Origin of the sequence: Pseudomonas sp. CCC3.1 (genome assembly GCF_034347405.1) — a bacterium.
Classification (GTDB): domain Bacteria; phylum Pseudomonadota; class Gammaproteobacteria; order Pseudomonadales; family Pseudomonadaceae; genus Aquipseudomonas.
Map to the genome: position 1 here is coordinate 4,330,908 of NZ_CP133778.1, position 24,633 is coordinate 4,355,540.

Consider the following 24,633-nt stretch of genomic DNA (forward strand, 5'->3'; position numbering starts at 1 on the left):
ATGTTACCCAACCACATCCGCGCTGGCAAGCCGAATTCAGGCACAAACTTCACTTACCAGCTTCGCCAGCTCTTCTGCGTAACCACGAACCATAGTTTCGTCATCACCTTCCACCATCACACGCACCAACGGCTCGGTACCCGACTTGCGCAACAACACGCGCCCACGACCTTTCATCGCCTCTGTAACACGCGCACACGCCTCTTTGATGGCGGGATGCTCAACAGGATCTACGCCACCCGCAAAGCGTACATTCAGCAGCACCTGCGGACACTTACGCAACGCCTGACGGGACTGAGCCAGACCTTCACCACGGCGACGCAGCGCCAGCAGCACTTGCAGGGCCGCAATGATCGCATCCCCCGTTGTGGTGTGCTGGAAGCAAACGATATGCCCGGAGTTTTCACCACCGATCTGCCAATCATGCTCTTGCAAACCCGCAATGACATAACGATCTCCCACATTGGCCCGCACGAACGGAATACCAAGATCGGCCAGCGCCAGTTCAAGCCCCAGATTGCTCATCAGCGTTCCAACAACACCGCCCTGCAATTTACCGCGCTCATGCAAATCACGCGCAATGATGAACAACAGCTCATCACCATCGACGATGGCACCTGTGTGATCAACCATCAGCACTCGATCGCCATCGCCATCAAAAGCGATACCCAAATCAGCTTTCTCAGACAAAACAGCTGCCTGTAACGACCCCATATGGGTCGAACCACAGTTGTCATTGATGTTCAGACCATTGGGTTGAGCCGACAAAACAGTGACGTTCGCGCCTAACTCTTTGAACACGCTCGGCGCGACCTTATACGTTGCACCATGCGCGCAATCGATGACGATGTTCAGACCGCTGAAGTTGGTGCTGGTCGGCACGCTGCTTTTGCAAAATTCGATATAGCGGCCAGAGGCATCATTGATACGCGACACCTTGCCCAGTTTGTCAGAGTCCACGACCGTCATTGGAGCATCCAGCAGCTCCTCGATCATCAGCTCAACCTCGTCAGGGAGCTTGGTACCCTCACCCGAAAAGAACTTGATACCGTTATCGTCATGAGGGTTGTGCGAAGCACTGATCACGATGCCCGCTTCCGCATGGAAAGTACGCGTGAGGTACGCAATCGCCGGCGTAGGCATTGGCCCCAAGAGCATGACATCTGCCCCAGCTGCCGATAAACCGGCTTCTAGTGCAGACTCAAACATATAGCCCGAAATACGCGTGTCTTTGCCGACCAGGATTCGACAAGCACCCATGCTACGAAACGCCATACCCGCAGCCCAACCCAACTTGAGCATGAAATCTGGGGTAATCGGATAAACGCCGACGCGACCGCGAATACCGTCGGTGCCAAAATATTTCTTCGTCATAAGTGCTCCATTGTTCTTAGTCGGCGGACTCTACCGCTGCGATCATCCGTACCACATCAACCGTTTCGGCAACGTCATGGACGCGAACAATACGCGCCCCTTTAGTCACAGCAAGTGCTGCCAGCGCAAGACTGCCATAAAGGCGCTCACCGACTGGCCGATTCAACGTCTGCCCGATCATACTTTTACGCGACACACCCACCAGCAATGGCCGCCCCAACGCATGCAGGGTGTCCATGTGCTTAAACAGACTCAGGTTGTGTTGCAGTGTTTTTGCAAAGCCAAAGCCCGGATCAAGGACGATGCGCTCAGCTGCAATTCCAGCCGCCGCGCAACACTCCATTCGCTCAACCAGAAATGCCGAAACCTCACCCACCAGATCGGCGTAATGCGGATTATCCTGCATATCGCCCGGCTCACCCAGCATATGCATCAGACATACCGGCAGCCCCGTGGCAGCAGCAGCCTGCACGGCACCTTCTCGGCGCAGCGAGCGCACATCATTGATAAGCCCCGCCCCCAGGCGCGCAACTTCGGTCATGACAATTGGCGCGGAGGTATCGACCGAGATAATCACATCAAGTTCACGACTGATGCGCTCGACAACAGGAGCGACCCGATCAAGCTCTTCTTGTGGCAACACTACGCGAGCACCTGGACGCGTGGACTCACCCCCCACATCAATCAGGGTGGCGCCCGCCAACACCATAGCCTCGGCATGGCGCAAAGCCGCATCTACCGGAGCGAAGCGACCGCCATCAGAGAACGAGTCAGGAGTGACATTAAGAATACCCATAACATGCGCATGGGTTAAATCAAGAACCCGGTTGCCGCAAGGCAACCGGGTCAGGGACTGAGCAGAAGTCATTTCAAGCCTTAGTGATCAGCAGCAGGGCCGCCGATAGGTGCTTCTGGACGCTCGGTTTTATCCAACGGCGGCGCAGTTGGGGTACCTGTGCCACCGCCTTCCCAGTCACGCGGCTCACGCGGTGGACGACCGGCCATGATGTCGTCGATCTGATCGGCATCGATCGTCTCGTACTTCATCAACGCATCCGCCATCGCTTCCAGCTTGTCACGATTGTCAGTCAGGATCTGTTTGGCCGTGCCATAGCACTCATCAATGATGCTTCGCACCTCAGAGTCGATCAGCTTGGCTGTCTCGCCCGAAACGCTAGCCCCTTGACCACCGCCACCGCGCCCCAGATAAGACTCGTCATCTTCGGCATACATCAGCGGGCCCAACTTCTCGGACAAGCCCCACTTGGTGACCATGTTTCGCGCAATCTGGCTCGCACGCATGATGTCGTTGGATGCACCGGTGGTCACACCGTCAAAACCCAAAGTCATCTCTTCAGCGATACGACCGCCGTACAGCGAGCAAATCTGGCTGATCAGCGCACGTTTGGAGAGGCTATAACGATCCTCTTCCGGCAGGAACATAGTGACGCCCAATGCACGACCACGTGGAATGATCGACACTTTGTAAACCGGATCATGCTCAGGCACGACACGACCAACAATAGCGTGACCCGCTTCGTGATAGGCCGTATTACGCTTTTCTTTATCCGACATCACCATCGATTTGCGCTCGGCGCCCATCATGATTTTGTCTTTGGCCAGCTCAAATTCTTTCATTTCAACAACGCGCTTACCGGTACGCGCTGCGAACAAGGACGCTTCGTTCACCAGGTTAGCGAGGTCAGCACCCGAGAAACCCGGAGTACCCCGTGCAATCACGCCCGCCTGAACGTCATCACCCATCGGCACTTTACGCATGTGCACTTTGAGGATCTGCTCACGACCACGGATATCTGGCAAACCAACCACTACCTGACGGTCAAAACGGCCCGGACGCAAAAGCGCAGGGTCTAGCACGTCAGGACGGTTGGTGGCGGCGATCACAATGATGCCGTCATTCATTTCAAAGCCGTCCATCTCAACCAGCAATTGGTTGAGGGTCTGCTCACGCTCATCATGACCGCCGCCCATACCGGCACCACGGTGACGACCGACTGCGTCGATTTCGTCGATGAAGATGATGCAAGGCGCATGCTTTTTAGCTTGCTCAAACATGTCACGAACACGGCTCGCACCGACGCCCACGAACATCTCAACGAAGTCGGAACCGGAAATCGTGAAAAATGGAACCTTGGCTTCGCCAGCAATCGCCTTGGCGAGCAGGGTTTTACCGGTACCTGGCGGGCCAACCATCAGCACACCACGAGGAATACGACCACCCAAGCGCTGAAATTTGCCTGGATCACGGAGGAACTCAACCAGTTCACCCACTTCTTCTTTGGCTTCATCACAGCCTGCAACGTCAGCCAGAGTCGTTTTGACCTGGTCTTCGGACAACAGACGCGCCTTGCTCTTGCCAAAGCTCATCGGGCCGCCTTTACCGCCGGCACCGCCCTGCATTTGACGCATAAAGAACATGAAGACAGCGATGATCACCAGAATCGGGAAGCTCGCAACCAACAGTTGAGTCCAGATGCTTTGCTGCTCAGGCAGTTTGCCCTCAACGGTCACATGGTTATCAACCAAGTCACCGATCAAACCGTTGTCCTGAATTGCCGGACGAATGGTTTTGAAGGTATCGCCATCGCTTCGTTTGCCGGTAATCACGTAGCCATCCACGGCAACGCGCTCGACCTTGCCATCCTTAACTTGCTGGATGAAGTCGGAATAGTTGAGGGTTTGTGGCTCGTTTGGACTGGAGAAGTTGTTCATCACTGTCACCAAGACAGCTGCGATGATCAACCACAGGATCAGATTCTTTGCCATATCGTTCAATTAGCTACCCTCTGAAGCAAGCCCCGCTACTGAAGCGTGCTTCGCATGATATTCACCGGCATAACTTACTACATTGCCTACAACCCTTGCAGGCTCCGTCTGTAACCCTTTGTGAAACTTTGACTACACAATATTCGTTGTGACAGCGCTGTAAAGCGATACAAAAAAACTTATCGCCCCTGTCAGAGACGTTCATCACTGGCAGAACCCTCGATTCCACGGAAGCCGCGCCCTAGCAGATACTGCTCGCGGGACCGGTCTCGTGACGAGCTTGGCTTGCGCATCTGCACCTTATCAAAAAGTTTGCGGATGTCTTTGTGGTATTGGTCGAAGCCCTCACCCTGGAAGACCTTGATCAAAAAATCACCACCCGGACGCAGAACTCGCCCGGCAAGATCCAGTGCCAATTCACAGAGGAACATTGCCCGCGGCATATCTACAGCTGCCAATCCACTCATATTGGGGGCCATATCTGAAATCACAAGGTCTACTTGTGTATTTCCGACAGCCTCAAGAATCTGAGCCAGTACAGCGTCCTCGGTAAAGTCACCCTTGATGAAGGTCACATCTGGAATGCTGTCCATGTCCAGAATGTCCGAAGCAATCAAACGGCCTTGGCCACCGATCAGACGGCTAGTCACCTGCGACCAGCCACCCGGGGCGGCGCCCAGGTCAATCACCGTCATGCCCGGGCGTATCAAACGATCACGCTCCTGGATCTCCAGAAGCTTGTAACTTGCACGCGAACGATACCCATCTTTTTGCGCCATTTTGACGTATGGGTCGTTGAAATGCTCTTTCAGCCAGTTAAGGCTAGTCTTGGAACGGGCCACGGGCCACCTCAAAAATATAAACGGGTCGTGATTAACTGGGCGGTCCCGGACTCGCTCGGGTAAACTGGCCGCCGCTTTTTACAAGATCAGACACAGGGGTCAGATTATGCCGCTCACTCAAGAGCAGAAGAAACAGTACAAATCCATTGGCCACCATCTGAAACCAGTATTGACTGTGGCTGATAATGGTTTGACTGAAGGTGTTTTAGCCGAACTCGAACGCGCATTGGGCGATCACGAGCTGATTAAAATCAAAGTCAACATCCTGGACCGCGAATCCCGCCTGGAGGCCATTGCAGAACTGTGCAAGGCCGGCAAAGCGGAATTGGTACAGGTTATCGGCAAAATGGCGCTTCTGTACCGCAAGAACGTCAATGTTAACAAGCATCTGTCGAACATCCATCGTTTCAAGTGATGCCGACAGGGGTCAAGGGCGCGCATTGCGCGCCCTGACACCTTTTTCAACAACTGCCCGCGCAATGCATCAGGCAGCCAGAACCGCCCAACGCACTACATCCCGCCAGCAGATAACATCACGCGACATGCGCTGCATTCAAAGCGCTCCACGCGATGCCTTAACCAACCGCCGCACCAATCTATTCAGACCAGCACCGCACAAATTCTGTGTAAAGCAACCGCAAGCGGCCAACCCATAAGTCCGGGCTAGCGGCCAAAGCAGAGCGCCCGCACGAAGCGGGCGCTTTTACTTAGATGTGACGCACTTCGACAATCTCGTACTCAATGACGCCGCTCGGTGTTTTCACCGCAACCACGTCACCCTCTTCCTTAGCAATCAAGGCGCGAGCAAGTGGCGAACCTACGGAGATTTTTCCGAGCTTGAAGTCAGCCTCATCCTCTCCCACGATCTGATAAGTCACGCTTTCGTCAGTTTCAACGTTAGCGATTTCAACCGTGGTGCCGAAAATCACTTTGCCGGTATGAGGAATAGTCGTGACATCAATGATGACCGCGTTCTGCATGCGGCCTTCGATATCGCGAATACGCGCCTCAACCATACCTTGCTGCTCACGGGCAGCATGGTATTCAGCGTTTTCTTTCAGGTCGCCCAGCTCACGTGCCGTGCCGATGTCCTGGCTCAGCTTGGGCCGAACAACCTTAGTCAGGTGTGCGTGTTCTTCTTCCAGGGCTTTCGCGCCCTGGACGGTCATTGGGTATTTGATCATGCCTTCAATCCTGCGTGGAGATCCTGCAAGCGACGTACGGTTTTTTCAGGACCGAACTTAAGCGCTTCGCAGATCGCTTCGCCAGCAGCAATAGTCGTGGTGCAGTAAATCTTGTGCTGCAGAGCGTTGCGGCGAATGGAGTAAGAGTCAGCAATCGACTGACGACCTTCAGTAGTGTTGATGATCAACGTGACTTCGTCATTTTTGATCATATCGACAACGTGCGGACGACCTTCGGTCACCTTGTTCACGCGGCGAACTTTCAAACCAGCAGCTTCGATGAACTTGGCGGTGCCCGCAGTCGAAACGATCTCAAAGCCGAGGCTGATCAGATCACGCGCAACACCCGCCACCAAAGGCTTGTCGTCGTCACGCACGCTGATAAACGCAGTACCGCCAGTTGGCAGCACTTCGCTTGCGCCCATCTGAGCCTTGGCAAACGCTTCACCGAAGGTATCACCCACGCCCATCACTTCGCCCGTCGACTTCATCTCTGGGCCGAGGATCGGGTCAACACCCGGGAATTTGGCGAACGGGAAGACCGCTTCTTTCACGCTGTAGAAGTTAGGAATGATTTCTTTAGTGAAACCAATTTCCTTCAGGGTCTTACCGGCCATCACGCGAGCAGCGATCATTGCCAGCGAGACACCAATGCACTTGGACACGAAAGGAACGGTACGCGAAGCACGCGGGTTCACTTCAATCACGTAGATGTCTTCGCCTTGCAGGGCCAACTGCACGTTCATCAGGCCGACAACACCCAACTCCAGGGCCATTTTCTTGACCTGTTCGCGCATCTCGTCCTGGATATGCAGCGGCAGCGAGTACGGCGGCAGCGAACATGCGGAGTCACCGGAGTGAACACCGGCTTGTTCGATGTGTTGCATGATCGCGCCGATCACAACGTCGGTGCCGTCACAGACAGCATCAACGTCCATTTCGATTGCGCAGTTCAAGAAGTGGTCCAGCAGCACAGGGCTGTCGTTGGACACTTTCACCGCATCGCGCAGGTAACGCTTGAGCTCTTCTTCTTCGTAAACGATTTCCATCGCACGACCACCCAACACGTAGGAAGGACGAACAACCAGCGGGTAACCGATCTTGCCGGCAGCGCGGATGGCTTCGTCTTCGCTGCGCACAGTGGCGTTTGGCGGCTGACGCAGGTTCAGACGCTCAACCATTTGCTGGAAGCGCTCACGGTCTTCTGCACGGTCGATAGCGTCAGGGCTGGTACCGATGATCGGTACGCCTGCCTCTTCCAGAGCACGAGCCAGTTTCAGCGGGGTTTGGCCGCCGTACTGAACGATCACGCCTTTTGGCTTCTCGACGCGGACGATTTCCAGCACGTCTTCCAAGGTTACGGATTCAAAGTACAAGCGATCCGAGGTGTCGTAGTCAGTGGAAACAGTTTCCGGGTTGCAGTTGACCATGATGGTTTCGTAACCATCAGCACGCAGCGCCAGGGCAGCGTGAACGCAGCAATAGTCGAACTCGATACCTTGACCGATACGGTTCGGACCACCACCCAGAATCATGATCTTGTCACGGTCCGACGGGTTGGCTTCGCACTCTTCCTCATAGGTCGAGTACATATAAGCGGTGTCTGTGGCGAACTCGGCCGCGCAGGTGTCAACGCGCTTGTAGACCGGGAACACTTCCAGCTTGTGACGGTGGCGACGCAGGTTTTTCTCGGTCACACCCAGCAGCACAGCCAAACGCGCATCAGAGAAGCCTTTGCGTTTGAGACGGTACATGGTGTCGCGATCGATCGAAGACAGGCCTTGAGTCTTGATCTTCTCTTCGTCCTTGATCAGATCTTCGATCTGTACCAGGAACCAAGGGTCAATCATGTTCATGCCGAAGATATCTTCAACAGTCATGCCCGCACGGAACGCGTCAGCCACGTACCAGATACGCTCGGCACCCGGCACAGTCAGCTCGCGCTTGAGCACGGCCATGCTTTCCGGGTTGCTCAGGTCGAGCTTTGGATCAAGACCGCTAACGCCCACTTCCAGACCGCGAAGGGCTTTCTGCAGCGATTCCTGGAAAGTCCGGCCAATAGCCATAACTTCACCCACGGACTTCATCTGCGTGGTCAAACGCGCATCGGCTTTTGCAAACTTTTCGAAAGCAAAGCGTGGCAGCTTGGTCACAACGTAGTCGATGGACGGCTCGAAGGACGCAGGTGTCGCGCCGCCGGTGATTTCGTTTTGCAACTCGTCCAGGGTGTAGCCGATCGCCAGCTTGGCGGCGATACGCGCAATCGGGAAGCCAGTGGCTTTGGAAGCCAGCGCCGAAGAGCGGGATACACGCGGGTTCATCTCGATCACGACCATACGGCCAGTGTCCGGGCAGATACCGAACTGAACGTTGGAACCGCCGGTTTCAACGCCGATCTCACGCAGTACCGCCAACGAGGCGTTACGCATGATTTGATATTCTTTGTCAGTCAGGGTTTGCGCAGGAGCAACGGTGATCGAGTCACCGGTGTGCACGCCCATCGGGTCAAAGTTTTCGATCGAGCAAACGATGATGCAGTTGTCTTTCTTATCGCGGACAACCTCCATCTCGTACTCTTTCCAGCCAATCAGCGATTCGTCGATCAACAACTCTTTGGTTGGCGACAGGTCCAGACCACGAGCACAGATTTCTTCGAACTCTTCACGATTGTAAGCAATGCCGCCACCGGTGCCGCCCATGGTGAAGGACGGGCGGATAATGCACGGGAAGCCCAGTTTTTCGAGAACCGCGTTGGCCTCTTCCATGCTGTGAGCGATACCGGAGCGCGGGCAATCCAGGCCGATGGATTTCATCGCTTTGTCGAAACGCGAACGGTCTTCAGCCTTGTCGATGGTGTCGGCGTTAGCACCGATCATCTCTACGCCGAACTTCTCCAGAACGCCTTCGCGCTCCAGGTCCAGTGCGCAGTTCAGAGCTGTTTGGCCACCCATGGTTGGCAGCAGCGCATCTGGACGCTCTTTTTCAATGATTTTGGCTACTGTCTGCCACTTGATCGGCTCGATGTAGGTGGCATCGGCCATGTCCGGGTCGGTCATGATGGTGGCTGGGTTAGAGTTCACCAGGATGACGCGGTAACCCTCCTCACGCAGAGCCTTACAGGCTTGGGCGCCGGAGTAGTCGAATTCGCAGGCCTGGCCGATAACAATCGGGCCAGCGCCGAGAATCAGGATGCTTTTAATGTCTGTACGTTTTGGCATGGGTTTGTCACTCAAATCCGCAGGTCAGTCGGCAAGCCGTCGATCAGTTTCCTGAGCCACCCAAGGGGCCGCCGAATGTCGGGGCCGCCCTTGGGCTACTCATTGCGAAGGGCTGATCAGCGGCGCTTGGCCATCTCATTGATGAAGCGATCGAACAGCGGTGCAACGTCGTTCGGGCCCGGGCTCGCTTCAGGGTGACCCTGGAAGCTGAAAGCGCTCTTGTCAGTCAGTTCGATGCCTTGCAAGGTACCGTCGAACAGCGACTTGTGAATGGCACGTACGTTGGCTGGCAACGTCGCTTCATCAACCGCAAAACCGTGGTTTTGACTGGTGATCATCACAACACCGGTGTCCAGGTCTTGAACCGGGTGGTTCGCGCCGTGGTGGCCATGACCCATTTTCACGGTCTTGGCGCCAGAGGCCAGTGCCAGCAACTGGTGACCCAAGCAGATGCCGAATACCGGAATCTCGGTTTTCAACACGTCTTGAATCGCCGTGATCGCGTAGTCGCAAGGCTCAGGATCGCCCGGGCCGTTGGACAGGAACACACCATCTGGATTGAGAGCCAGAACATCGCTGGCCGGTGTCTGTGCTGGAACCACTGTCACGCGGCAGCCACGCTCAACCAACATACGCAGGATGTTCCACTTAACACCGTAGTCATAAGCCACTACGTGGTAAGGCAAATCGCTGGCTTCAATCGTCGGATGGCTGTCAGTTGCCAGGTTCCAGACGCTCGAACGCCATTCGTAGGCTTTTTCGGTGCTGACGACTTTCGCCAGATCCATGCCTTTCAGGCCTGGGAAGCCGCGAGCTGCTGCAATCGCTGCTTCATCCGAGATGTTGTCACCGGCCATGATGCAGCCGTTCTGCGCGCCCTTCTCGCGCAAAATGCGAGTCAGACGGCGAGTGTCGATACCGGCGATTGCCACAACATTGTTGGCTTTCAGGTAGTCAGACAGCGACATTGTGTTACGCCAGTTGCTGGCAACCAGCGGCAGATCACGAATTACCAAACCTGCGGACCAGACACGATCAGACTCGGCATCTTCCGGGGTAGTGCCGGTATTGCCAACATGCGGGTAAGTCAGGGTCACGATTTGCTGAGCATAGGAAGGATCCGTCAGGATCTCCTGGTAGCCAGTCATTGCGGTGTTAAACACCACCTCACCAACGGTCTGACCGTCGGCCCCAATGGCTTCGCCGCGAAAAATGCTGCCATCAGCGAGGGCGAGTATGGCTTGCTTAGTCAAGAAGACCTCCCGTAAATAAAGCCTGAAAGGGCGATCGCAGGTTGTAAAAAAGCGGAGTGACGTATGGACACGTCACCCCGCTTCTTCATCGAATATCTGCGCGCTTTTAGTGGACACACTAAAGCTGTAGCTTACAGAAAAAGGCTTTTTTGGTCTACCGCTAAAGAGCCGAAAAGGCAGAGGAATGCGACAGGTCATCGCTTAGCGGTTAAAAATCGGGCTGCAGGTTGCGCAACAGCCCGATTTTACAGAGTCGACTCAACGCAGGTCGAGCACATCTTGCATGTCGTACAAACCAGGCTCACGCCCTTGCAGCCACAAGGCAGCGCGAACAGCACCCTTGGCGAAAGTCATGCGACTGGATGCCTTGTGGGTGATCTCAAGACGCTCACCCTCTGCAGCAAACAGAACCGTATGATCGCCAACCACATCGCCGCCGCGAACGGTCGCAAAACCAATAGTCTCGCGCTCACGAGCACCGGTATGGCCTTCACGGCCGTAAACCGCAACCTTTTGCAGGTCACGCCCCAACGCATCAGCAATCACCTCACCCATGCGCATGGCCGTGCCCGATGGCGCATCAACCTTGTGCCGGTGATGAGCTTCGATGATTTCAATATCCGCATCATCACCCATCACCCGCGCCGCCATATCGAGCAACTTGAGCGACAGGTTGACGCCAACACTGAAGTTCGCCGCAAACACAATCGGAATATCTTTTGCAGCTTCAACCAGCAACTGCTTCTGTGCAGCGCTCAACCCCGTGGTACCGATCACCATGGCTTTGCCCGTCTTGCGGCAGAAAGCCAGGTTATTGAGCATCACCTCAGGCAGCGTGAAATCAATCAGTACGTCGAATTCATCAGCAACATCTTCAAGGCTTGCTGACAGCGGCACACCGATGCGCCCAAGAGACACGAGCTCACCCGCATCAGCGCCCACCAGCGAACTGCCTGGACGGACAACCGCCGCAGTCAGGCCACACAGCGGTGAACGCTGCTGCACCGCATCAATCAGCGTCTTGCCCATGCGCCCGGCAGCGCCCATCACAGCTATACGTCGCATGCCCTGCCCCTTATAAGTCGCCGAAGAAACGCTTCACACCTTCGAACCAACCGGTCGCGTTCGGCGAGTGGCAGCTATCGCCTTCCAGCGTCGAACGGAACTCTTCCATCAACTCACGCTGACGACGGCTCAGCTTCACAGGCGTCTCAACCACAACACGGCACATCAAGTCGCCAACACCGCCACCACGAACCGGAGCAACACCTTTGCCACGCAGGCGGAACTGCTTACCGGTTTGCGTGCCCTCAGGGACTTTGAGCTTGACCCGACCATCCAGCGTCGGCACTTCAAGTTCCGCACCCAGTGCAGCATCAGCAAAACTGATTGGCACCTCACAGAACAGATGTTTGCCATCGCGCTGGAAAATCGCGTGCTCGCGCACATCGATGACCACGTACAGATCGCCAGCCGGGCCGCCCTGCACACCTGCTTCACCTTCGCCAGACAGACGAATACGATCACCCGTATCGACACCCGCCGGCACTTTCACGGAAAGCGTTTTGTACTCTTCTACGCGACCTTCGCCACGGCAGCTTTCACAAGGATCGGAGATGATCTTGCCTTGGCCATGGCAACGCGGGCAGGTCTGCTGAACAGAGAAGAAACCCTGTTGCATGCGCACCTGACCAATACCGCCACAGGTGGTACAGGTCACTGGCGAAGAACCTTTCTTCGCGCCGGAACCGTCGCACGGCTTGCAATTGACCAACGTCGGCACACGAATATTGACCGTGGTACCGCGTACAGCTTCTTCCAGGTTCAGTTCCAGTGTGTAGCGCAAATCGCTTCCGCGCTGAGCACCACCCCGAGAGCCGCCACGGCCGCCGCCAAAGAAATCGCTGAATACATCGCCGAAGATATCGGAGAAGTTCTGCCCACCAAAACCAGCACCGCCGCCACCCATTTGCGGATCAACACCGGCATGGCCGTACTGATCGTAAGCAGCACGCTTGCTGGAGTCCGACAGCACTTCATACGCCTCATTCGCCTCTTTAAACAGCTCTTCGGAGGCCTTGTCATCCGGATTACGGTCCGGGTGATGCTTCATTGCGAGACGACGATACGCTTTTTTCAGCTCCACCTCAGTGGTGGTCCGTTCGACACCCAATATTTCGTAATAGTCGCGCTTTGCCATAATTCTTTGCACTCTCAAGGACGTTTGGAAAAACCCTCCCGAGCCTCACCAAACCCGCCGAGCCTGGACAAACAAGGCTCAACTCACGTCTTTTCAACGATATTGGTTTCTGATTAACAGCCAATGCATTGGCCGACAGGAGCGGTTACTTCAGACAGAGACACATAAAAGCGTTTGTCCCAACCGCCAGCATTCGACCTTGTCGCATGCTGTAAAAATTCCTCTACTCCAGACACGCCAACGCGGGAGCAAGCTCCCGCGCGGCGACATCCTACCAGTCACCGCTTATGCACGGTCAACCGGCCGACCAACAAGCTAATTACTTGTGGTCTTTAACTTCTTCGAACTCAGCGTCGACAACGTCATCCGCTTTTTCAGCCGAATCAGCTGGCTTGGCCGCTGCGTCTGCCGGGTTCGCTTGCTCCGCGTACATTTTCTGTGCGACTGGAGCAGACACCTTGGACAGCTCTTCAACCTTGGCTTCGATAGCAGCCTTGTCGTCGCCTTTAACAGCGGCTTCAAGTGCAACTACAGCAGCTTCAATTGCAGCTTTCTCTTCCTCAGTAACCTTGTCGCCAGCATCAGCAACCATTTTACGAGTCGAGTGAACCAGTGCGTCGCCCTGGTTACGCGCTGCCGCCAGCTCTTCAAACTTGCGGTCTTCCTCAGCGTTGACTTCAGCGTCACGTACCATCTGAGCAATTTCTTCCTCGGACAGACCCGAGTTCGCCTTGATCACGATGGACTGAGACTTGCCAGTCGCCTTGTCTTTTGCACTTACGTGCAGGATGCCGTTGGCATCGATGTCGAAGGTTACTTCGATCTGAGGCACGCCACGTGGAGCAGGTGGAATGTCAGCCAGGTCGAACTTGCCCAACGACTTGTTCTGAGCCGCTTGTTTACGCTCACCTTGCAGCACGTGAATGGTCACCGCGCCCTGGTTATCGTCAGCAGTCGAGAACACTTGCGATTTCTTGGTAGGAATCGTGGTGTTTTTCTCGATCAGAGCAGTCATTACACCGCCCATGGTTTCGATACCCAGCGTCAGCGGGCTCACGTCCAGCAGCAGAACGTCTTTAACATCACCAGCCAATACCGCGCCCTGGATAGCAGCACCCATTGCAACCGCTTCGTCCGGGTTCACATCTTTACGTGCTTCTTTGCCGAAGAACTCAGTGACCAGCTTCTGTACCAGCGGCATACGAGTCTGACCACCGACCAGAATCACGTCGTTGATCGCGCCAACATCGATACCAGCATCTTTCAGAGCCAGACGGCAAGGCTCGATGGTGCGCTGAACCAGGTCTTCAACCAGCGATTCCAGCTTGGCGCGCGAAATTTTCACGTTCAAGTGCTTAGGACCGGTGGCATCTGCAGTGATGTACGGCAGATTCACATCAGTCGACTGGCTCGAAGACAGTTCGATCTTGGCTTTTTCAGCAGCTTCTTTCAGACGCTGCATCGCCAGCGGGTCACCTTTAAGGTTCATGCCGCTTTCTTTCTTGAACTCGTCAACCAGGTAGTCGATCAGACGGATATCAAAGTCTTCACCACCCAGGAACGTGTCACCGTTGGTCGCCAGCACTTCAAACTGGTGCTCGCCATCAACTTCAGCAATTTCAATAACCGATACGTCAAAAGTACCGCCACCCAAGTCATAAACGATGACCGTGTGGTCGCCTTTCGCTTTATCCATACCGTAAGCCAGAGCAGCTGCGGTTGGTTCGTTGATGATGCGTTTTACGTCCAGACCCGCGATACGGCCGGCGTCTTTGGTCGCCTGACGCTGGCTGTCGTTGAAGTAGGCCGGAACGGTAATCACCGCTTCAGTCACTGGCTCGCCGAGGTAGTCTTCGGCAGTCTTCTTCATTTTCTTCAGAATTTCAGCCGAGATTTGTGGCGGTGCCATTTTCTGGCCGTTCACTTCAACCCAAGCGTCGCCGTTGTCAGCCTTGGCGATCTTGTAAGGCACCATCTGAATGTCTTTCTGTACAACTTCTTCGTCAAAACGACGACCGATCAGACGCTTCACCGCGTACAGGGTGTTATGCGGATTGGTCACTGCCTGACGCTTGGCGGATTGGCCAACCAAAATTTCACCATCGTTAGCGTACGCAACGATCGACGGCGTAGTACGCGCGCCTTCTGCGTTTTCGATAACTTTTGCTTTACCGTTTTCCAGAACCGACACACACGAGTTGGTGGTCCCGAGGTCAATACCGATAATTCTGCCCATGTTAACTCTCCCTAAATTTGGATTTTGTTGCCGCAGCAGTGATGACCAACTGCGGCATTACTTAAACGCTTGACTTCTAAATGGGGGCCTTGCGACCGATTTCAAGCCTGTTCGTCAATCGATGGCGAAACCGGCGCTGGCGCCTTGCTGACTACGACCATAGCCGGGCGCAGTAAGCGGCCATTGAGCTGATAGCCCTTTTGAAACACCTTGAGCACACTGTTTGGCTCCAGGTCTGCGCTCTCCTGCATTGCCATCGCTTGGTGAAGCCCGGCATTGAAGGGTTCGCCGTGAGGATCAATGGCTTCCAACTGATAACGCTTCAGGGTGTCCTGGAACATTTTCAGGGTCAGCTCGATCCCTTCGCGCATTGGACGAATGTTCTCGTCATCCGGATTGGACAGCTCAAGGCCGCGCTCCAGACTGTCGATTACCGGCAATAGATCGCCAGCGAACTTTTCCAATGCAAATTTGTGTGCTTTTTCAACATCCTGTTCGGCACGACGGCGAACGTTCTGCAAATCAGCAGCTACACGCAGAGCTTGATCATTAGCTGCAGCCAGTTGCTCTTCGAGCACCTGTACACGGGCCACCAGATCTTCGCCTGAAGCATCGGCGGCCTGATTAGCATCTTGATTCTGCGTATCCATAGTCTGTTCGTCTGCCATAGATTTCTCCTTTCAAACATCGTCCGCGAGCTCGACTCGCGCTTCTGCCAAGATATATGGGGTCGCAATTTTCAGGTTCAAGAGCCAAAAAGCACTAAGAAACGCCTCCTGCCTCCTTGAATGCCCCGCCTGCGAACTCAAAACCGCCTAAAAAAGCCTTAAATCCAAGCAAATAGAACTAAGCACACCCATTGTCAGCACGAAACAAAACACTGTATAAATAACCAGACATTACGTTTTGGAGCGGCTCCCATGCTGGTGCACCTGTCCGTACACAACTACGCCATCGTTGAACATCTCGATCTCGAACTCGATCGCGGGATGAGTGTAATCACTGGTGAGACCGGCGCCGGTAAATCGATCATGCTGGATGCACTCGGCCTCACCTTAGGTGACCGTGCAGACAGTGGTGTGGTTCGCCCTGGGGCCGACAAAGCCGACATTCTGGCCACCTTCGACCTGCAAAACATTCCCGAAGCCCGGGCCTGGCTTGCCGAACGCGACCTGGACAGCGACGGCCCGTGCATCTTGCGCCGAGTCATCACCGCCGAAGGTCGCTCACGGGGCTACATCAACGGCACCCCCAGCCCGCAAGGCGACTTGAAAGCCCTGGGCGAACTGTTGATAGACATTCACAGCCAGCACGAACATCAGTCGCTGCTAAAACCCGACACTCACCGCCGACTGCTCGACGAATATGCCGGGGCCTCCGACCTGGCCCGCCAGGTGCAACTGGCCGCACAACGCTGGCGCCAAACCCGCCAAGAGCTTGAGCACCTGTCCAATTCCGGGGACGAACAGCGCGCACGTCATCAGCTACTGAGCTATCAGCTCGAAGAGCTCGAAACCTTGTCGCTGGGTGAAAACGAACTGGAAGAACTGGAGCAGGAACACAAAAACCTGACCAATGCCGAAACCTTGCTGACTATTTGCCGCCAGGTTGTCGAACAGTGCAGTGAAAACGACTCCGGCAACGTCCTCAATGCCCTGACGGTAAGCCTGAATCGCCTGTCGAGCATCAATAACAACTCTGGCTCATTGAGCGAAGCAACCGACCTGCTGGCCAGTGCGCAGATTCAGGTCGAAGAAGCCGTGGGCGAACTCAATCGCTTCCTCGATCATTTCGATGCGGATCCGGGTCGCCTGCAATACCTCGAAGAACGGCTGGACACCATCTACAGCCTCGCACGCAAGCACCGCGTGCAACCTGCCGACGTCGCTGCCCTGCAACAAAACCTGCTCGACGAACTGGAAACACTCAACGCAAACGATGAAAACATCGAGCGCCTGACCAATGAGCTGGCGTCTTACACCCGCCACTATCAAGAGTGCGCACGCGAACTGAGCAACCTGCGCGGTCATGCCGCGACCCGCTTGAGCAGCGCCGTTGAAGAAGAAATCCAGCGCTTGGGCATGCCCGGCGGCCGCTTTGTGATCGAGTTGCGCCCACAGAGCAGCAGCGACCCGATGCCCCACGGCCTGGAACATGTCGAGCTTCTGGTCAGTGCCAACCCTGGTCAACCGCTCAAGGCGTTAGCCAAAGTAGCGTCTGGTGGTGAGTTATCACGTATCAGCCTGGCCATTCAGGTCATCACGGCACAAACCTCGCGCGTACCGACCCTGGTGTTCGACGAGGTAGACGTGGGCATCGGCGGCCCGACTGCTGAAATCGTCGGCCAGCTACTGCGCCGCCTGGGTGAGCGCGGCCAAGTATTGACGGTCACTCACCTACCGCAAGTCGCCGCGCAGTGCCATCAGCATCTCTTCGTGCACAAGGCTCGCGAAAGCGAGACAACACGCACAGCCGTCTCAAAATTGAGCAAAAAAGAACGCGTAGAAGAAGTCGCCCGCATGCTCGGCGGCATTGACCTGACCAAAGAATCGCTGGCTCACGCCAAGAAAATGGTGGTCACTGCGAAAAATCTCGCAGCTTAACGACGAACGGTCACGGAAAATCATTTTCCAGACAGCACGAAGGCGACTCGGAGGTCGCCTTCGTTCGTTTCGCGAACCGAAATTCGCGCGACATGCTTATTTAGTTTTCTTGCGTACGTACAGCACCAAGTTGTGATCCACCAACTCAACACCGTGCTTGGCCGCGATGGCGTGCTGCAATTTTTCGATGTCTTCGTCGAAAAATTCAATCACTTCACCGCTGTCCACGTTGACCATATGGTCGTGGTGACCGCCATCCGCATCAGCCAGTTCAAAGACCGCATGACCGCCATCAAAATTGTGGCGGATCACCAGCCCGGCTGACTCAAACTGGGTCAACACACGGTAAACCGTGGCCAGACCGACGTCTTCGCCAGCCTGCATAAGAGCCTTATATACATCCTCGGCGCTCATGTGACGCTGCTCGGCAGAGTCAAGCATTTGTAGAATCTTGACTCGTGGCAGAGTCACCTTAAGTCCGGCCTTACGTAGTTCGCTATTTTCAACCATGGTTAGCTTTCTCGCGGAAGCCGCTTCGCAGCTTCTCTTAATACGGGTATGATCGGCGTTTACGTTGTCCCAGCCAAGATAGTGGAAGTCGCCCACCGATGCAAAACACCAAGCTCTTGCTAACCAGTTTCACCTTTGTGGGACTGCTCGCACTCGCCGGTTGTTCATTCCCCGGGGTTTACAAAATCGACATCCAACAGGGCAATGTCGTCACGCAGGACATGATAAACCAGTTGCGCCCGGGAATGACCCGCCGGCAAGTGCGGTTTATTATGGGCAACGCCCTGCTGACCGATACATTCCACCCTGATCGCTGGGATTATTTGTATAGCCTGCAGCCCGGCGGCGGTGAACGCCAACAAGAACGCATCAGTGTGTTCTTCAACCAAAACGACCAGCTCGTCAGCTTGTCAGGTGATTTCAAGCCTGGTGTAAGCCGCGACGAAGCGATTCTGGGCAAAGAAGGTCCATCCGAGGTGATCACACCGACGGATCCGGTACCAGCTCCTGCCGAGAAGAGTGATGTTCCGGCCAAACCGGGATCATTGCTTGATCAAATCCAGAAGGACGTCGACGGGGTTGAAACAGTACCTGTCCCGACGCCAACGCCTCTGGATACCAACGAGCAATAACCGCTCGTTACGAAAAAGCCCGGCATGCCGGGCTTTTTGTTATCTGCACTAAAGAGCGGTTTACAACTCGCTCAATCGCTTGGCTTCAGCCGCCTTGGCAGCACGCTGACGCCTGATCTCTTTAGGATCAGCCAACAGAGGGCGGTAGATCTCGATACGATCCCCAGCCTGCACCACGCGAACCTGCGGGTTCATCACCTGCTTGCCAAAGATACCCACCGGGCAATCGGCCAAGTCCAGCTCAGGAAACGCCTGCCCCATCCCGGACGCCAACACCGCAGCACGCAGTGTTGTGCCCTCAGGAACCGTCAACGCCAACAACTGCTGGCGATCGATGGCCGCGTACACCACCTCAATATCTATCACCGACTCAGCCATACAACTGTTTTGCACGCTGGCAGAAGGCATCGACCAAGGTATTGGCGGCCTGATTAAACAAAGGCCCCAGCGTCGCTTTAACAATCGCACCGGCATAATCAAAGGTCATGTCGAGGCTGATTTTGCAGGCCTTCTCACCCAATGGCTTGAACACCCAAAGGCCGTGCAACTTGGTAAATGGCCCCTCTTCGAGGTTCATCTCAATCGATTGGCCCGGCACCAACGTATTGCGCGTGACAAAGTGCTGACTCAAGCCACCTTTGGCCACGCCCAGGCTGGCGCGCATCAGCACCTCAGTGCTTTCAATGATCTCGGCCGATGAGCACCACGGCAAAAACTCCGGATAGTGCGCTACATCGTTGACCAGGTCATACAGTGCCTGCGCCGGATAAGGCAGCAAGGCGGAACGTTGGATATGGGTAGTCATGTCAGCGTTATTTCCACAGCTGGGCGGCAAACACAATCAGAATGCCGAGTGGCGCCACATAGCGCATCAAAAAAAGAGTCAGGGCAAACAACCTCGGGCTGCGCATCGACAATTCGTCGCGAACCGCGCCGCGCCCCATGATCCAGCCTGCAAAGACCACAAAGCACAGCCCACCCAAAGGCAGCATGATACGCGAGGTGAAGAAATCAACGACACCAAAGAAGTCCAAACCGCTCGCGGCGCCCCATTGATAGAGGTGAAAACCAGAGTCTTCACTCACAAAAAACTTGGCCTGTTTCCAGATATTGAACGAAAACACCGTGCCCAAGCCGACAAACCAGCAGCTAAACGCCAGCCAGAACGTCACCCAAAGGCGCCGGACTTGGGTCCGCTCAACCAAATAAGCCACCATCGGCTCAAGCAATGAAATAGCCGAACTCCAGGCCGCGACAGCCACCAGAACAAAGAACACCACGCCCATTAATTGACCGAACGCCACATTGCCAAAAGCAAACGGCAGCGTCACAAACATCAGGCCTGGGCCTTCGCCCGGGTTCAATCCCGACGCAAACACAATCGGAAACAATGCCAGCCCCGCCAGCAATGAGACAAACGTATCGATCAACGCCACACCGACCACGGTGCCTGAGATCGACGCACTCTTGGGCATATACGCGCCGTAGATCATGATCGAACCCACGCCCACGCTCAGCGAAAAGAACGCATGCCCCATCGCGGCCAGCAACCCATCGAGCACGCGGTCGGGGTTGAAGTCGAACATAAAATGCACGCCTTGCATAAAATGCCCGGTGGTCATGCTGTAGCCCAACAACACCAGCAACAGCACAAACAACAGCGGCATCATGATCCGCAGACTGCGCTCAAGCCCCGCCACCACGCCCTTGGCAATCACATACGCCGACAGCAACATAAACCCGGTGTGCCAAAACGTCAGGCGCCAGGGATTTGAAATCACCCCACCGAAATACTCGCTGACCTGATCAGCGGTGGCGCCTTGAAAGTCGCCCTTGCCCATGTTGATGATGTAATCCAGCGACCAACCGCCGACCACACTGTAAAAAGAAAGAATCAGCAACGCCGTGATCATCCCGGCGAACGCCCCCCACGACCAACGCCCTGAGTGCCCCGCTTCCACCGCCAAGACTTTCAAAGCATTCGCCGGACTGAGTCGCGCGCGCCGCCCGATCAAGGTTTCAGCCAGCATCACCGGCACACCAATCAGCGCGATACACGCCAAAAACACCAGAACAAACGCGCCGCCACCGTAGACGCCAACCATGTAAGGGAATTTCCAGATACTGCCCAACCCCACGGCAGAACCGGTTGCAGCGAAAATAAAGACCCAACGGCTTGCCCAACTGCCGTGGACAGAAACCTTGTCTGTCGACATCGTTACTACGCCCAACCACCAAAAAAAGAGCGCGCATTGTCCGGGAATCAATCTACGTGCTCAAGCGCACAGGTTGACCGTAGCCGACTCGCTCGCAACTGCCTATAATGCCGCCCCTATGGCTAAACAGAAGAAGCACCCCACAGGGACCATCGCGCAAAATAAAAAGGCGCGACACGATTACTTCATCGAACATCGGTTCGAGGCTGGTCTGGTCCTGGCCGGCTGGGAAGTAAAAAGTCTGCGTGCAGGCAAAGCACAGCTGGTCGACAGCTACGTGCTACTCAAGGATGGTGAAGCATGGTTGCTCGGCAGCCATATTGCCCCCCTGACGACCGCCAGCACCCACGTTATTGCCGACCCGACGCGCAGCCGCAAACTGCTGCTTAACCAGCGCGAGCTGGAAAAGCTGTTTGCCTCAGTGCAGCAGAAGGGTTACGCCTGCGTCTGCCTCTCGCTTTACTGGAGCAAGCACTTGATCAAGTGCGAAATTGCCCTGGGTAAAGGCAAGAAGGAATACGACAAGCGTCATACCGAGCGTGAGCGCGATTCTGATCGTGAGCTGCAACGCGCGGTGCGCAATAAGGGCAAGGAAGACTAGCGCCTCTGCTCCCCCTGTGGGAGCTGGCTTGCCAGCGATGCAAACGACGCGGTTTGATCGTCATACCGCGCTGACTCAATCGCTGACAAGCCAGCTCCAACAAGAGAGGTATCAACATCACAACCCATTGCGTCGTTCTGCCCGCGCTACGCGCTGAACTTCCTGACGCACTTCTTCCAGCACTTCCTGCACGTACATGAGATGGCGGCTCGCAACCTCCCGCGCATCCTCTGCCCTGCCTTCAATAATCGCCAGATACAACTCGCGATGCTGATCAATCAGCATGTCGCGCGTTTCGCTGCGCTGCTTGTACATGCCGCCAATGTTGGTCACCACATTGCGCTTGAGCAAATCAAATAACCCACGAATCGTATGCAACAACACCGCGTTATGGCTCGCTTCGGCGATGGCCAGGTGGAAGCTGGCATCTGCTTCGCCCTCCTCGGCGCGACTCACCTCATCGACCCGCGCATAACAATCCTGCAACCGCTCAAACGCCACCCGCAAACGCTCGCGGTCCATATCAGTGGCCCGCAACGCCGCGTAATACGCGCAAGACGCCTCAAGCGTATGACGAAACTCCAGCAAATCGCGCTGCGCCTCGGGGTTGCTCTCCAGCAGTTGCAGCAGTGGATCACTAAACGTCGAACCCAACGACGTCGCCACGTAATTGCCACCGCCCTGACGACTGACCAATAAACCTTTGGCTGCCAGCTTTTGAATCGCCTCACGCAACGATGGGCGCGACACACCAAATTGCTCCGCCAGCGCACGCTCTGCTGGCAAACGCTCTCCGGCCTTTAACGTGCCCTCAAGAATCATGCCCTCAAGCTGCTCGACAATATCGTCCGACAAACGGCGCTGACGAATTTGATCAAACCCCATAACTGCTCTCCACGCTCCCGACCACACGCCGGGCCCTCTATTCTCGCCGATTGGCGCCCGCCAGACACCTATCAGAAAAGCCACCTTTGACCCCATCAGTTGCCCTGACAACGAATATCTCGACTAAAGATTTAGGGGCGGCAAATTGACACATACCGCATAAGGCTTTTAACCTAGCCGACAGCGATTGTAAATTGGTAATACCAATTACCCAGATACACTCTGCAGCATCGACCAATAACAATTAGGGGCCACCCCACTATGCAAACCTGGCAACAGCTCTACAGCCCGCTCGGCAGCCTCGGCCTGTCCGCACTCGCGGCCGTTATCCCCATCGTGTTCTTCTTTCTGGCCTTGGCCGTGTTCCGCCTCAAAGGGCACGTCGCTGGCAGCATCACCCTGGCCCTGTCGATTCTGGTCGCGATTTTCGCCTTCCAGATGCCTGTCGACATGGCTTTCGCCGCAGCAGGTTATGGATTTGCCTATGGTCTCTGGCCCATCGCCTGGATCATCGTTGCTGCCGTGTTCCTCTACAAACTGACCGTCAAAAGTGGCCAGTTCGAAATCATCCGCAGCTCGGTACTCTCAATTACTGATGACCAGCGCCTGCAAGTGCTGCTGATCGGTTTCTGCTTTGGCGCATTCCTTGAAGGCGCAGCTGGTTTCGGGGCTCCGGTCGCGATCACCGCTGCCTTGCTGGTAGGCCTGGGTTTCAACCCGCTGTACGCCGCAGGCCTGTGCCTGATCGCCAACACCGCCCCAGTGGCCTTCGGCGCACTCGGCATCCCGATCATCGTGGCAGGCCAGGTCACCGGCATCGACGCGTTCAAGATCGGCGCCATGGCCGGTCGCCAACTGCCACTGCTGTCGCTGTTCGTGCCGTTCTGGCTGGTGTTCATGATGGACGGCCTGCGCGGCGTGCGTGAAACCTGGCCTGCCGCACTGGTGGCCGGCTTGAGCTTCGCCATCACCCAGTACTACACCTCCAACTACATTGGCCCAGAGCTGCCGGACATTACCTCCGCGCTGGCCAGCCTGGTCAGCCTGACCCTGTTCCTGAAAGTCTGGCAGCCAAAACGTACCGCAGGTGCGCAGATTGCGGGCGTTACCTCTGACGTCATCGTCACCGCCAGTGCAGGCGGCTTCGGCAAACCCACCAACCTCATGGTTTCGCCTTACAGCCTGATGCAGATTTTGAAAGCCTGGTCGCCGTTCCTGATCCTGACTGTGCTGGTCACCATCTGGACCCTCAAACCGTTCAAGGCCATGTTCTCGCCAGGCGGTTCGATGTATGGCTGGGTGTTCAACTTTGCGATCCCGCACCTTGATCAACTGGTGATCAAAACCGCGCCAATCGTCAACGCCCCGACCGCGATTGCCGCCGTGTTCAAACTGGACCCGATCTCGGCCACCGGCACTGCGATTTTCTTCTCGGCATTGATCTCGATGCTGATCCTGAAAATCGACATCAAAACCGGTCTGACCACGTTCAAAGAGACCCTGTTCGAACTGCGCTGGCCGATCCTGTCCATCGGCATGGTGCTGGCGTTTGCCTTCGTCACCAACTACTCGGGCATGTCCTCCACCATGGCCTTGGTGTTGGCGGGGACTGGCGCAGCATTCCCGTTCTTCTCGCCGTTCCTCGGCTGGCTGGGTGTGTTTCTGACAGGCTCCGACACCTCGTCGAACGCCCTGTTCAGCTCGCTGCAAGCGACCACTGCACACCAGATCGGCGTGAGCGACACCCTCATGGTGGCCGCCAACACCAGCGGCGGCGTGACCGGCAAAATGATCTCCCCGCAATCGATCGCCGTGGCCTGTGCGGCAACCGGCCTGGTGGGTAAAGAGTCTGACCTGTTCCGCTTCACCCTGAAACACAGCCTGTTCTTCGCAACAATCGTCGGCCTGATCACCCTGGCTCAGGCGTACTGGTTCACCGGCATGCTGGTGCACTAATAAATAGCGCTATGGTTACTGCACGTTAAAAGCGCCGGGCTTACACCCGGCGCCCATAATTCACTACCCGGTCCGCCTTGCGGCTGAAGAGGGTTTTCAGCCGCAACCATGGACACATAACCGGGACCACCCGGAG

The 24,633-nt window shown here is 55.7% G+C and carries 21 protein-coding genes; 5 read left to right on the forward strand and 16 right to left on the reverse strand.

Going from position 1 to position 24,633, the window contains the following annotated elements; genetic code table 11:
• Nucleotides 1-36: 36 nt before the first annotated feature.
• From glmM to rlmE, 4 genes are all read right to left on the reverse strand, one after another.
• The gene (glmM, locus tag RHM56_RS19110) at nt 37-1,374 is read right to left on the reverse strand and encodes a phosphoglucosamine mutase (protein ID WP_322234989.1); all 1,338 of its coding nucleotides are present in this window, start codon (nt 1,372-1,374) and stop codon (nt 37-39) included.
• A 16-nt stretch (nt 1,375-1,390) separates the two neighbouring features.
• Nucleotides 1,391-2,242 carry a dihydropteroate synthase gene (gene folP, locus RHM56_RS19115; RefSeq protein WP_322234991.1) on the reverse strand — a complete coding sequence of 284 codons (852 nt, stop codon included), beginning with the start codon at nt 2,240-2,242 and terminating at the stop codon, nt 1,391-1,393.
• 8 nt (nt 2,243-2,250) lie between these two features.
• Nucleotides 2,251-4,161 (reverse strand): ATP-dependent zinc metalloprotease FtsH, encoded by a 1,911-nt coding sequence (gene ftsH / locus RHM56_RS19120; protein WP_019410403.1) that lies wholly within the window; start codon nt 4,159-4,161, stop codon nt 2,251-2,253.
• Nucleotides 4,162-4,352: 191 nt separating this feature from the next.
• Nucleotides 4,353-5,003, reverse strand: coding sequence for a 23S rRNA (uridine(2552)-2'-O)-methyltransferase RlmE (gene rlmE / locus RHM56_RS19125; protein WP_322234993.1), 651 nt, complete (start codon nt 5,001-5,003; stop codon nt 4,353-4,355).
• 106 nt (nt 5,004-5,109) lie between these two features.
• On the opposite strand from rlmE, the gene yhbY reads away from it, so the two are divergent.
• On the forward strand, nt 5,110-5,418 hold the full coding sequence (gene yhbY / locus RHM56_RS19130) for a ribosome assembly RNA-binding protein YhbY (protein WP_322234996.1): 309 nt from the start codon (nt 5,110-5,112) through the stop codon (nt 5,416-5,418).
• 292 nt (nt 5,419-5,710) lie between these two features.
• On the opposite strand, the gene greA is transcribed toward yhbY, so the two are convergent.
• From greA to grpE, 7 genes are all read right to left on the reverse strand, one after another.
• Nucleotides 5,711-6,187 (reverse strand): transcription elongation factor GreA, encoded by a 477-nt coding sequence (greA, locus tag RHM56_RS19135; protein ID WP_122783712.1) that lies wholly within the window; start codon nt 6,185-6,187, stop codon nt 5,711-5,713.
• Complete coding sequence (gene carB, locus RHM56_RS19140) at nt 6,184-9,405, reverse strand: carbamoyl-phosphate synthase large subunit (protein WP_019410407.1); 3,222 nt, start codon at nt 9,403-9,405, stop codon at nt 6,184-6,186. The genes greA and carB overlap by 4 nt, the downstream gene beginning before the upstream one ends.
• Before the next feature lie 116 nt (nt 9,406-9,521).
• Nucleotides 9,522-10,658: a glutamine-hydrolyzing carbamoyl-phosphate synthase small subunit gene (gene carA / locus RHM56_RS19145; RefSeq protein ID WP_322234998.1), complete on the reverse strand. Its 1,137-nt coding sequence runs from the start codon at nt 10,656-10,658 to the stop codon at nt 9,522-9,524.
• 258 nt (nt 10,659-10,916) lie between these two features.
• Nucleotides 10,917-11,723, reverse strand: a complete 807-nt coding sequence (gene dapB / locus RHM56_RS19150) for a 4-hydroxy-tetrahydrodipicolinate reductase (RefSeq protein WP_322235001.1) — start codon at nt 11,721-11,723, stop codon at nt 10,917-10,919.
• Between the two features lie 10 nt (nt 11,724-11,733).
• Complete coding sequence (dnaJ, locus tag RHM56_RS19155; protein WP_322235004.1) at nt 11,734-12,858, reverse strand: molecular chaperone DnaJ; 1,125 nt, start codon at nt 12,856-12,858, stop codon at nt 11,734-11,736.
• Nucleotides 12,859-13,177: 319 nt separating this feature from the next.
• A complete protein-coding gene (dnaK, locus tag RHM56_RS19160) occupies nt 13,178-15,094 on the reverse strand; it encodes a molecular chaperone DnaK (protein WP_322235007.1) in 1,917 nt (638 codons plus the stop codon).
• Nucleotides 15,095-15,195: 101 nt separating this feature from the next.
• Nucleotides 15,196-15,762 (reverse strand): nucleotide exchange factor GrpE, encoded by a 567-nt coding sequence (gene grpE / locus RHM56_RS19165; protein WP_322235009.1) that lies wholly within the window; start codon nt 15,760-15,762, stop codon nt 15,196-15,198.
• A gap of 252 nt (nt 15,763-16,014) precedes the next feature.
• Here grpE and recN point away from each other — a divergent pair, with 252 nt between their 5' ends.
• Nucleotides 16,015-17,697, forward strand: a complete 1,683-nt coding sequence (gene recN / locus RHM56_RS19170) for a DNA repair protein RecN (protein WP_322235011.1) — start codon at nt 16,015-16,017, stop codon at nt 17,695-17,697.
• 96 nt (nt 17,698-17,793) lie between these two features.
• Here recN and fur read toward each other — a convergent pair whose 3' ends face one another.
• On the reverse strand, nt 17,794-18,207 hold the full coding sequence (gene fur, locus RHM56_RS19175) for a ferric iron uptake transcriptional regulator (RefSeq protein ID WP_003439580.1): 414 nt from the start codon (nt 18,205-18,207) through the stop codon (nt 17,794-17,796).
• A 98-nt stretch (nt 18,208-18,305) separates the two neighbouring features.
• Between fur and RHM56_RS19180 the strand changes: the two genes are divergently transcribed.
• Nucleotides 18,306-18,839 (forward strand): outer membrane protein assembly factor BamE, encoded by a 534-nt coding sequence (locus RHM56_RS19180; protein WP_322235014.1) that lies wholly within the window; start codon nt 18,306-18,308, stop codon nt 18,837-18,839.
• Nucleotides 18,840-18,899: 60 nt separating this feature from the next.
• Here the strand turns inward: RHM56_RS19180 and RHM56_RS19185 are convergent, their stop codons facing one another.
• From RHM56_RS19185 to RHM56_RS19195, 3 genes are read right to left on the reverse strand one after another with little or no spacing between them, the layout of a single operon-like run.
• Nucleotides 18,900-19,217: an RnfH family protein gene (locus RHM56_RS19185; RefSeq protein ID WP_322235016.1), complete on the reverse strand. Its 318-nt coding sequence runs from the start codon at nt 19,215-19,217 to the stop codon at nt 18,900-18,902.
• Entirely contained in the window at nt 19,210-19,644 is a 435-nt protein-coding gene (locus tag RHM56_RS19190; protein WP_322235018.1) for a type II toxin-antitoxin system RatA family toxin, read from the reverse strand. The genes RHM56_RS19185 and RHM56_RS19190 overlap by 8 nt, the downstream gene beginning before the upstream one ends.
• Before the next feature lie 7 nt (nt 19,645-19,651).
• Nucleotides 19,652-21,055: a sodium-dependent transporter gene (locus RHM56_RS19195; RefSeq protein WP_322235021.1), complete on the reverse strand. Its 1,404-nt coding sequence runs from the start codon at nt 21,053-21,055 to the stop codon at nt 19,652-19,654.
• A 118-nt stretch (nt 21,056-21,173) separates the two neighbouring features.
• Between RHM56_RS19195 and smpB the strand changes: the two genes are divergently transcribed.
• Entirely contained in the window at nt 21,174-21,656 is a 483-nt protein-coding gene (smpB, locus tag RHM56_RS19200; RefSeq protein ID WP_048383611.1) for an SsrA-binding protein SmpB, read from the forward strand.
• Nucleotides 21,657-21,773: 117 nt separating this feature from the next.
• On the opposite strand, the gene RHM56_RS19205 is transcribed toward smpB, so the two are convergent.
• The gene (locus tag RHM56_RS19205; RefSeq protein WP_322235023.1) at nt 21,774-22,541 is read right to left on the reverse strand and encodes a GntR family transcriptional regulator; all 768 of its coding nucleotides are present in this window, start codon (nt 22,539-22,541) and stop codon (nt 21,774-21,776) included.
• Between the two features lie 261 nt (nt 22,542-22,802).
• Between RHM56_RS19205 and RHM56_RS19210 the strand changes: the two genes are divergently transcribed.
• Nucleotides 22,803-24,497 carry a lactate permease LctP family transporter gene (locus tag RHM56_RS19210; RefSeq protein WP_322235025.1) on the forward strand — a complete coding sequence of 565 codons (1,695 nt, stop codon included), beginning with the start codon at nt 22,803-22,805 and terminating at the stop codon, nt 24,495-24,497.
• Nucleotides 24,498-24,633 lie beyond the last annotated feature (136 nt).

Coding starts and splice junctions, on each gene's coding strand:
- dnaK (WP_322235007.1), bottom strand. CDS start 15,094: ATGGGCAGAATTATCGGTATTGACCTCGGGACCACCAACTCGTGTGTG.
- folP (WP_322234991.1), bottom strand. CDS start 2,242: ATGACTTCTGCTCAGTCCCTGACCCGGTTGCCTTGCGGCAACCGGGTT.
- dapB (WP_322235001.1), bottom strand. CDS start 11,723: ATGCGACGTATAGCTGTGATGGGCGCTGCCGGGCGCATGGGCAAGACG.
- yhbY (WP_322234996.1), top strand. CDS start 5,110: ATGCCGCTCACTCAAGAGCAGAAGAAACAGTACAAATCCATTGGCCAC.
- grpE (WP_322235009.1), bottom strand. CDS start 15,762: ATGGCAGACGAACAGACTATGGATACGCAGAATCAAGATGCTAATCAG.
- recN (WP_322235011.1), top strand. CDS start 16,015: ATGCTGGTGCACCTGTCCGTACACAACTACGCCATCGTTGAACATCTC.
- RHM56_RS19180 (WP_322235014.1), top strand. CDS start 18,306: ATGCAAAACACCAAGCTCTTGCTAACCAGTTTCACCTTTGTGGGACTG.
- glmM (WP_322234989.1), bottom strand. CDS start 1,374: ATGACGAAGAAATATTTTGGCACCGACGGTATTCGCGGTCGCGTCGGC.
- dnaJ (WP_322235004.1), bottom strand. CDS start 12,858: ATGGCAAAGCGCGACTATTACGAAATATTGGGTGTCGAACGGACCACC.
- carB (WP_019410407.1), bottom strand. CDS start 9,405: ATGCCAAAACGTACAGACATTAAAAGCATCCTGATTCTCGGCGCTGGC.
- smpB (WP_048383611.1), top strand. CDS start 21,174: ATGGCTAAACAGAAGAAGCACCCCACAGGGACCATCGCGCAAAATAAA.
- greA (WP_122783712.1), bottom strand. CDS start 6,187: ATGATCAAATACCCAATGACCGTCCAGGGCGCGAAAGCCCTGGAAGAA.
- RHM56_RS19205 (WP_322235023.1), bottom strand. CDS start 22,541: ATGGGGTTTGATCAAATTCGTCAGCGCCGTTTGTCGGACGATATTGTC.
- RHM56_RS19210 (WP_322235025.1), top strand. CDS start 22,803: ATGCAAACCTGGCAACAGCTCTACAGCCCGCTCGGCAGCCTCGGCCTG.
- fur (WP_003439580.1), bottom strand. CDS start 18,207: ATGGTTGAAAATAGCGAACTACGTAAGGCCGGACTTAAGGTGACTCTG.
- ftsH (WP_019410403.1), bottom strand. CDS start 4,161: ATGGCAAAGAATCTGATCCTGTGGTTGATCATCGCAGCTGTCTTGGTG.
- RHM56_RS19195 (WP_322235021.1), bottom strand. CDS start 21,055: ATGTCGACAGACAAGGTTTCTGTCCACGGCAGTTGGGCAAGCCGTTGG.
- RHM56_RS19185 (WP_322235016.1), bottom strand. CDS start 19,217: ATGGCTGAGTCGGTGATAGATATTGAGGTGGTGTACGCGGCCATCGAT.
- RHM56_RS19190 (WP_322235018.1), bottom strand. CDS start 19,644: ATGACTACCCATATCCAACGTTCCGCCTTGCTGCCTTATCCGGCGCAG.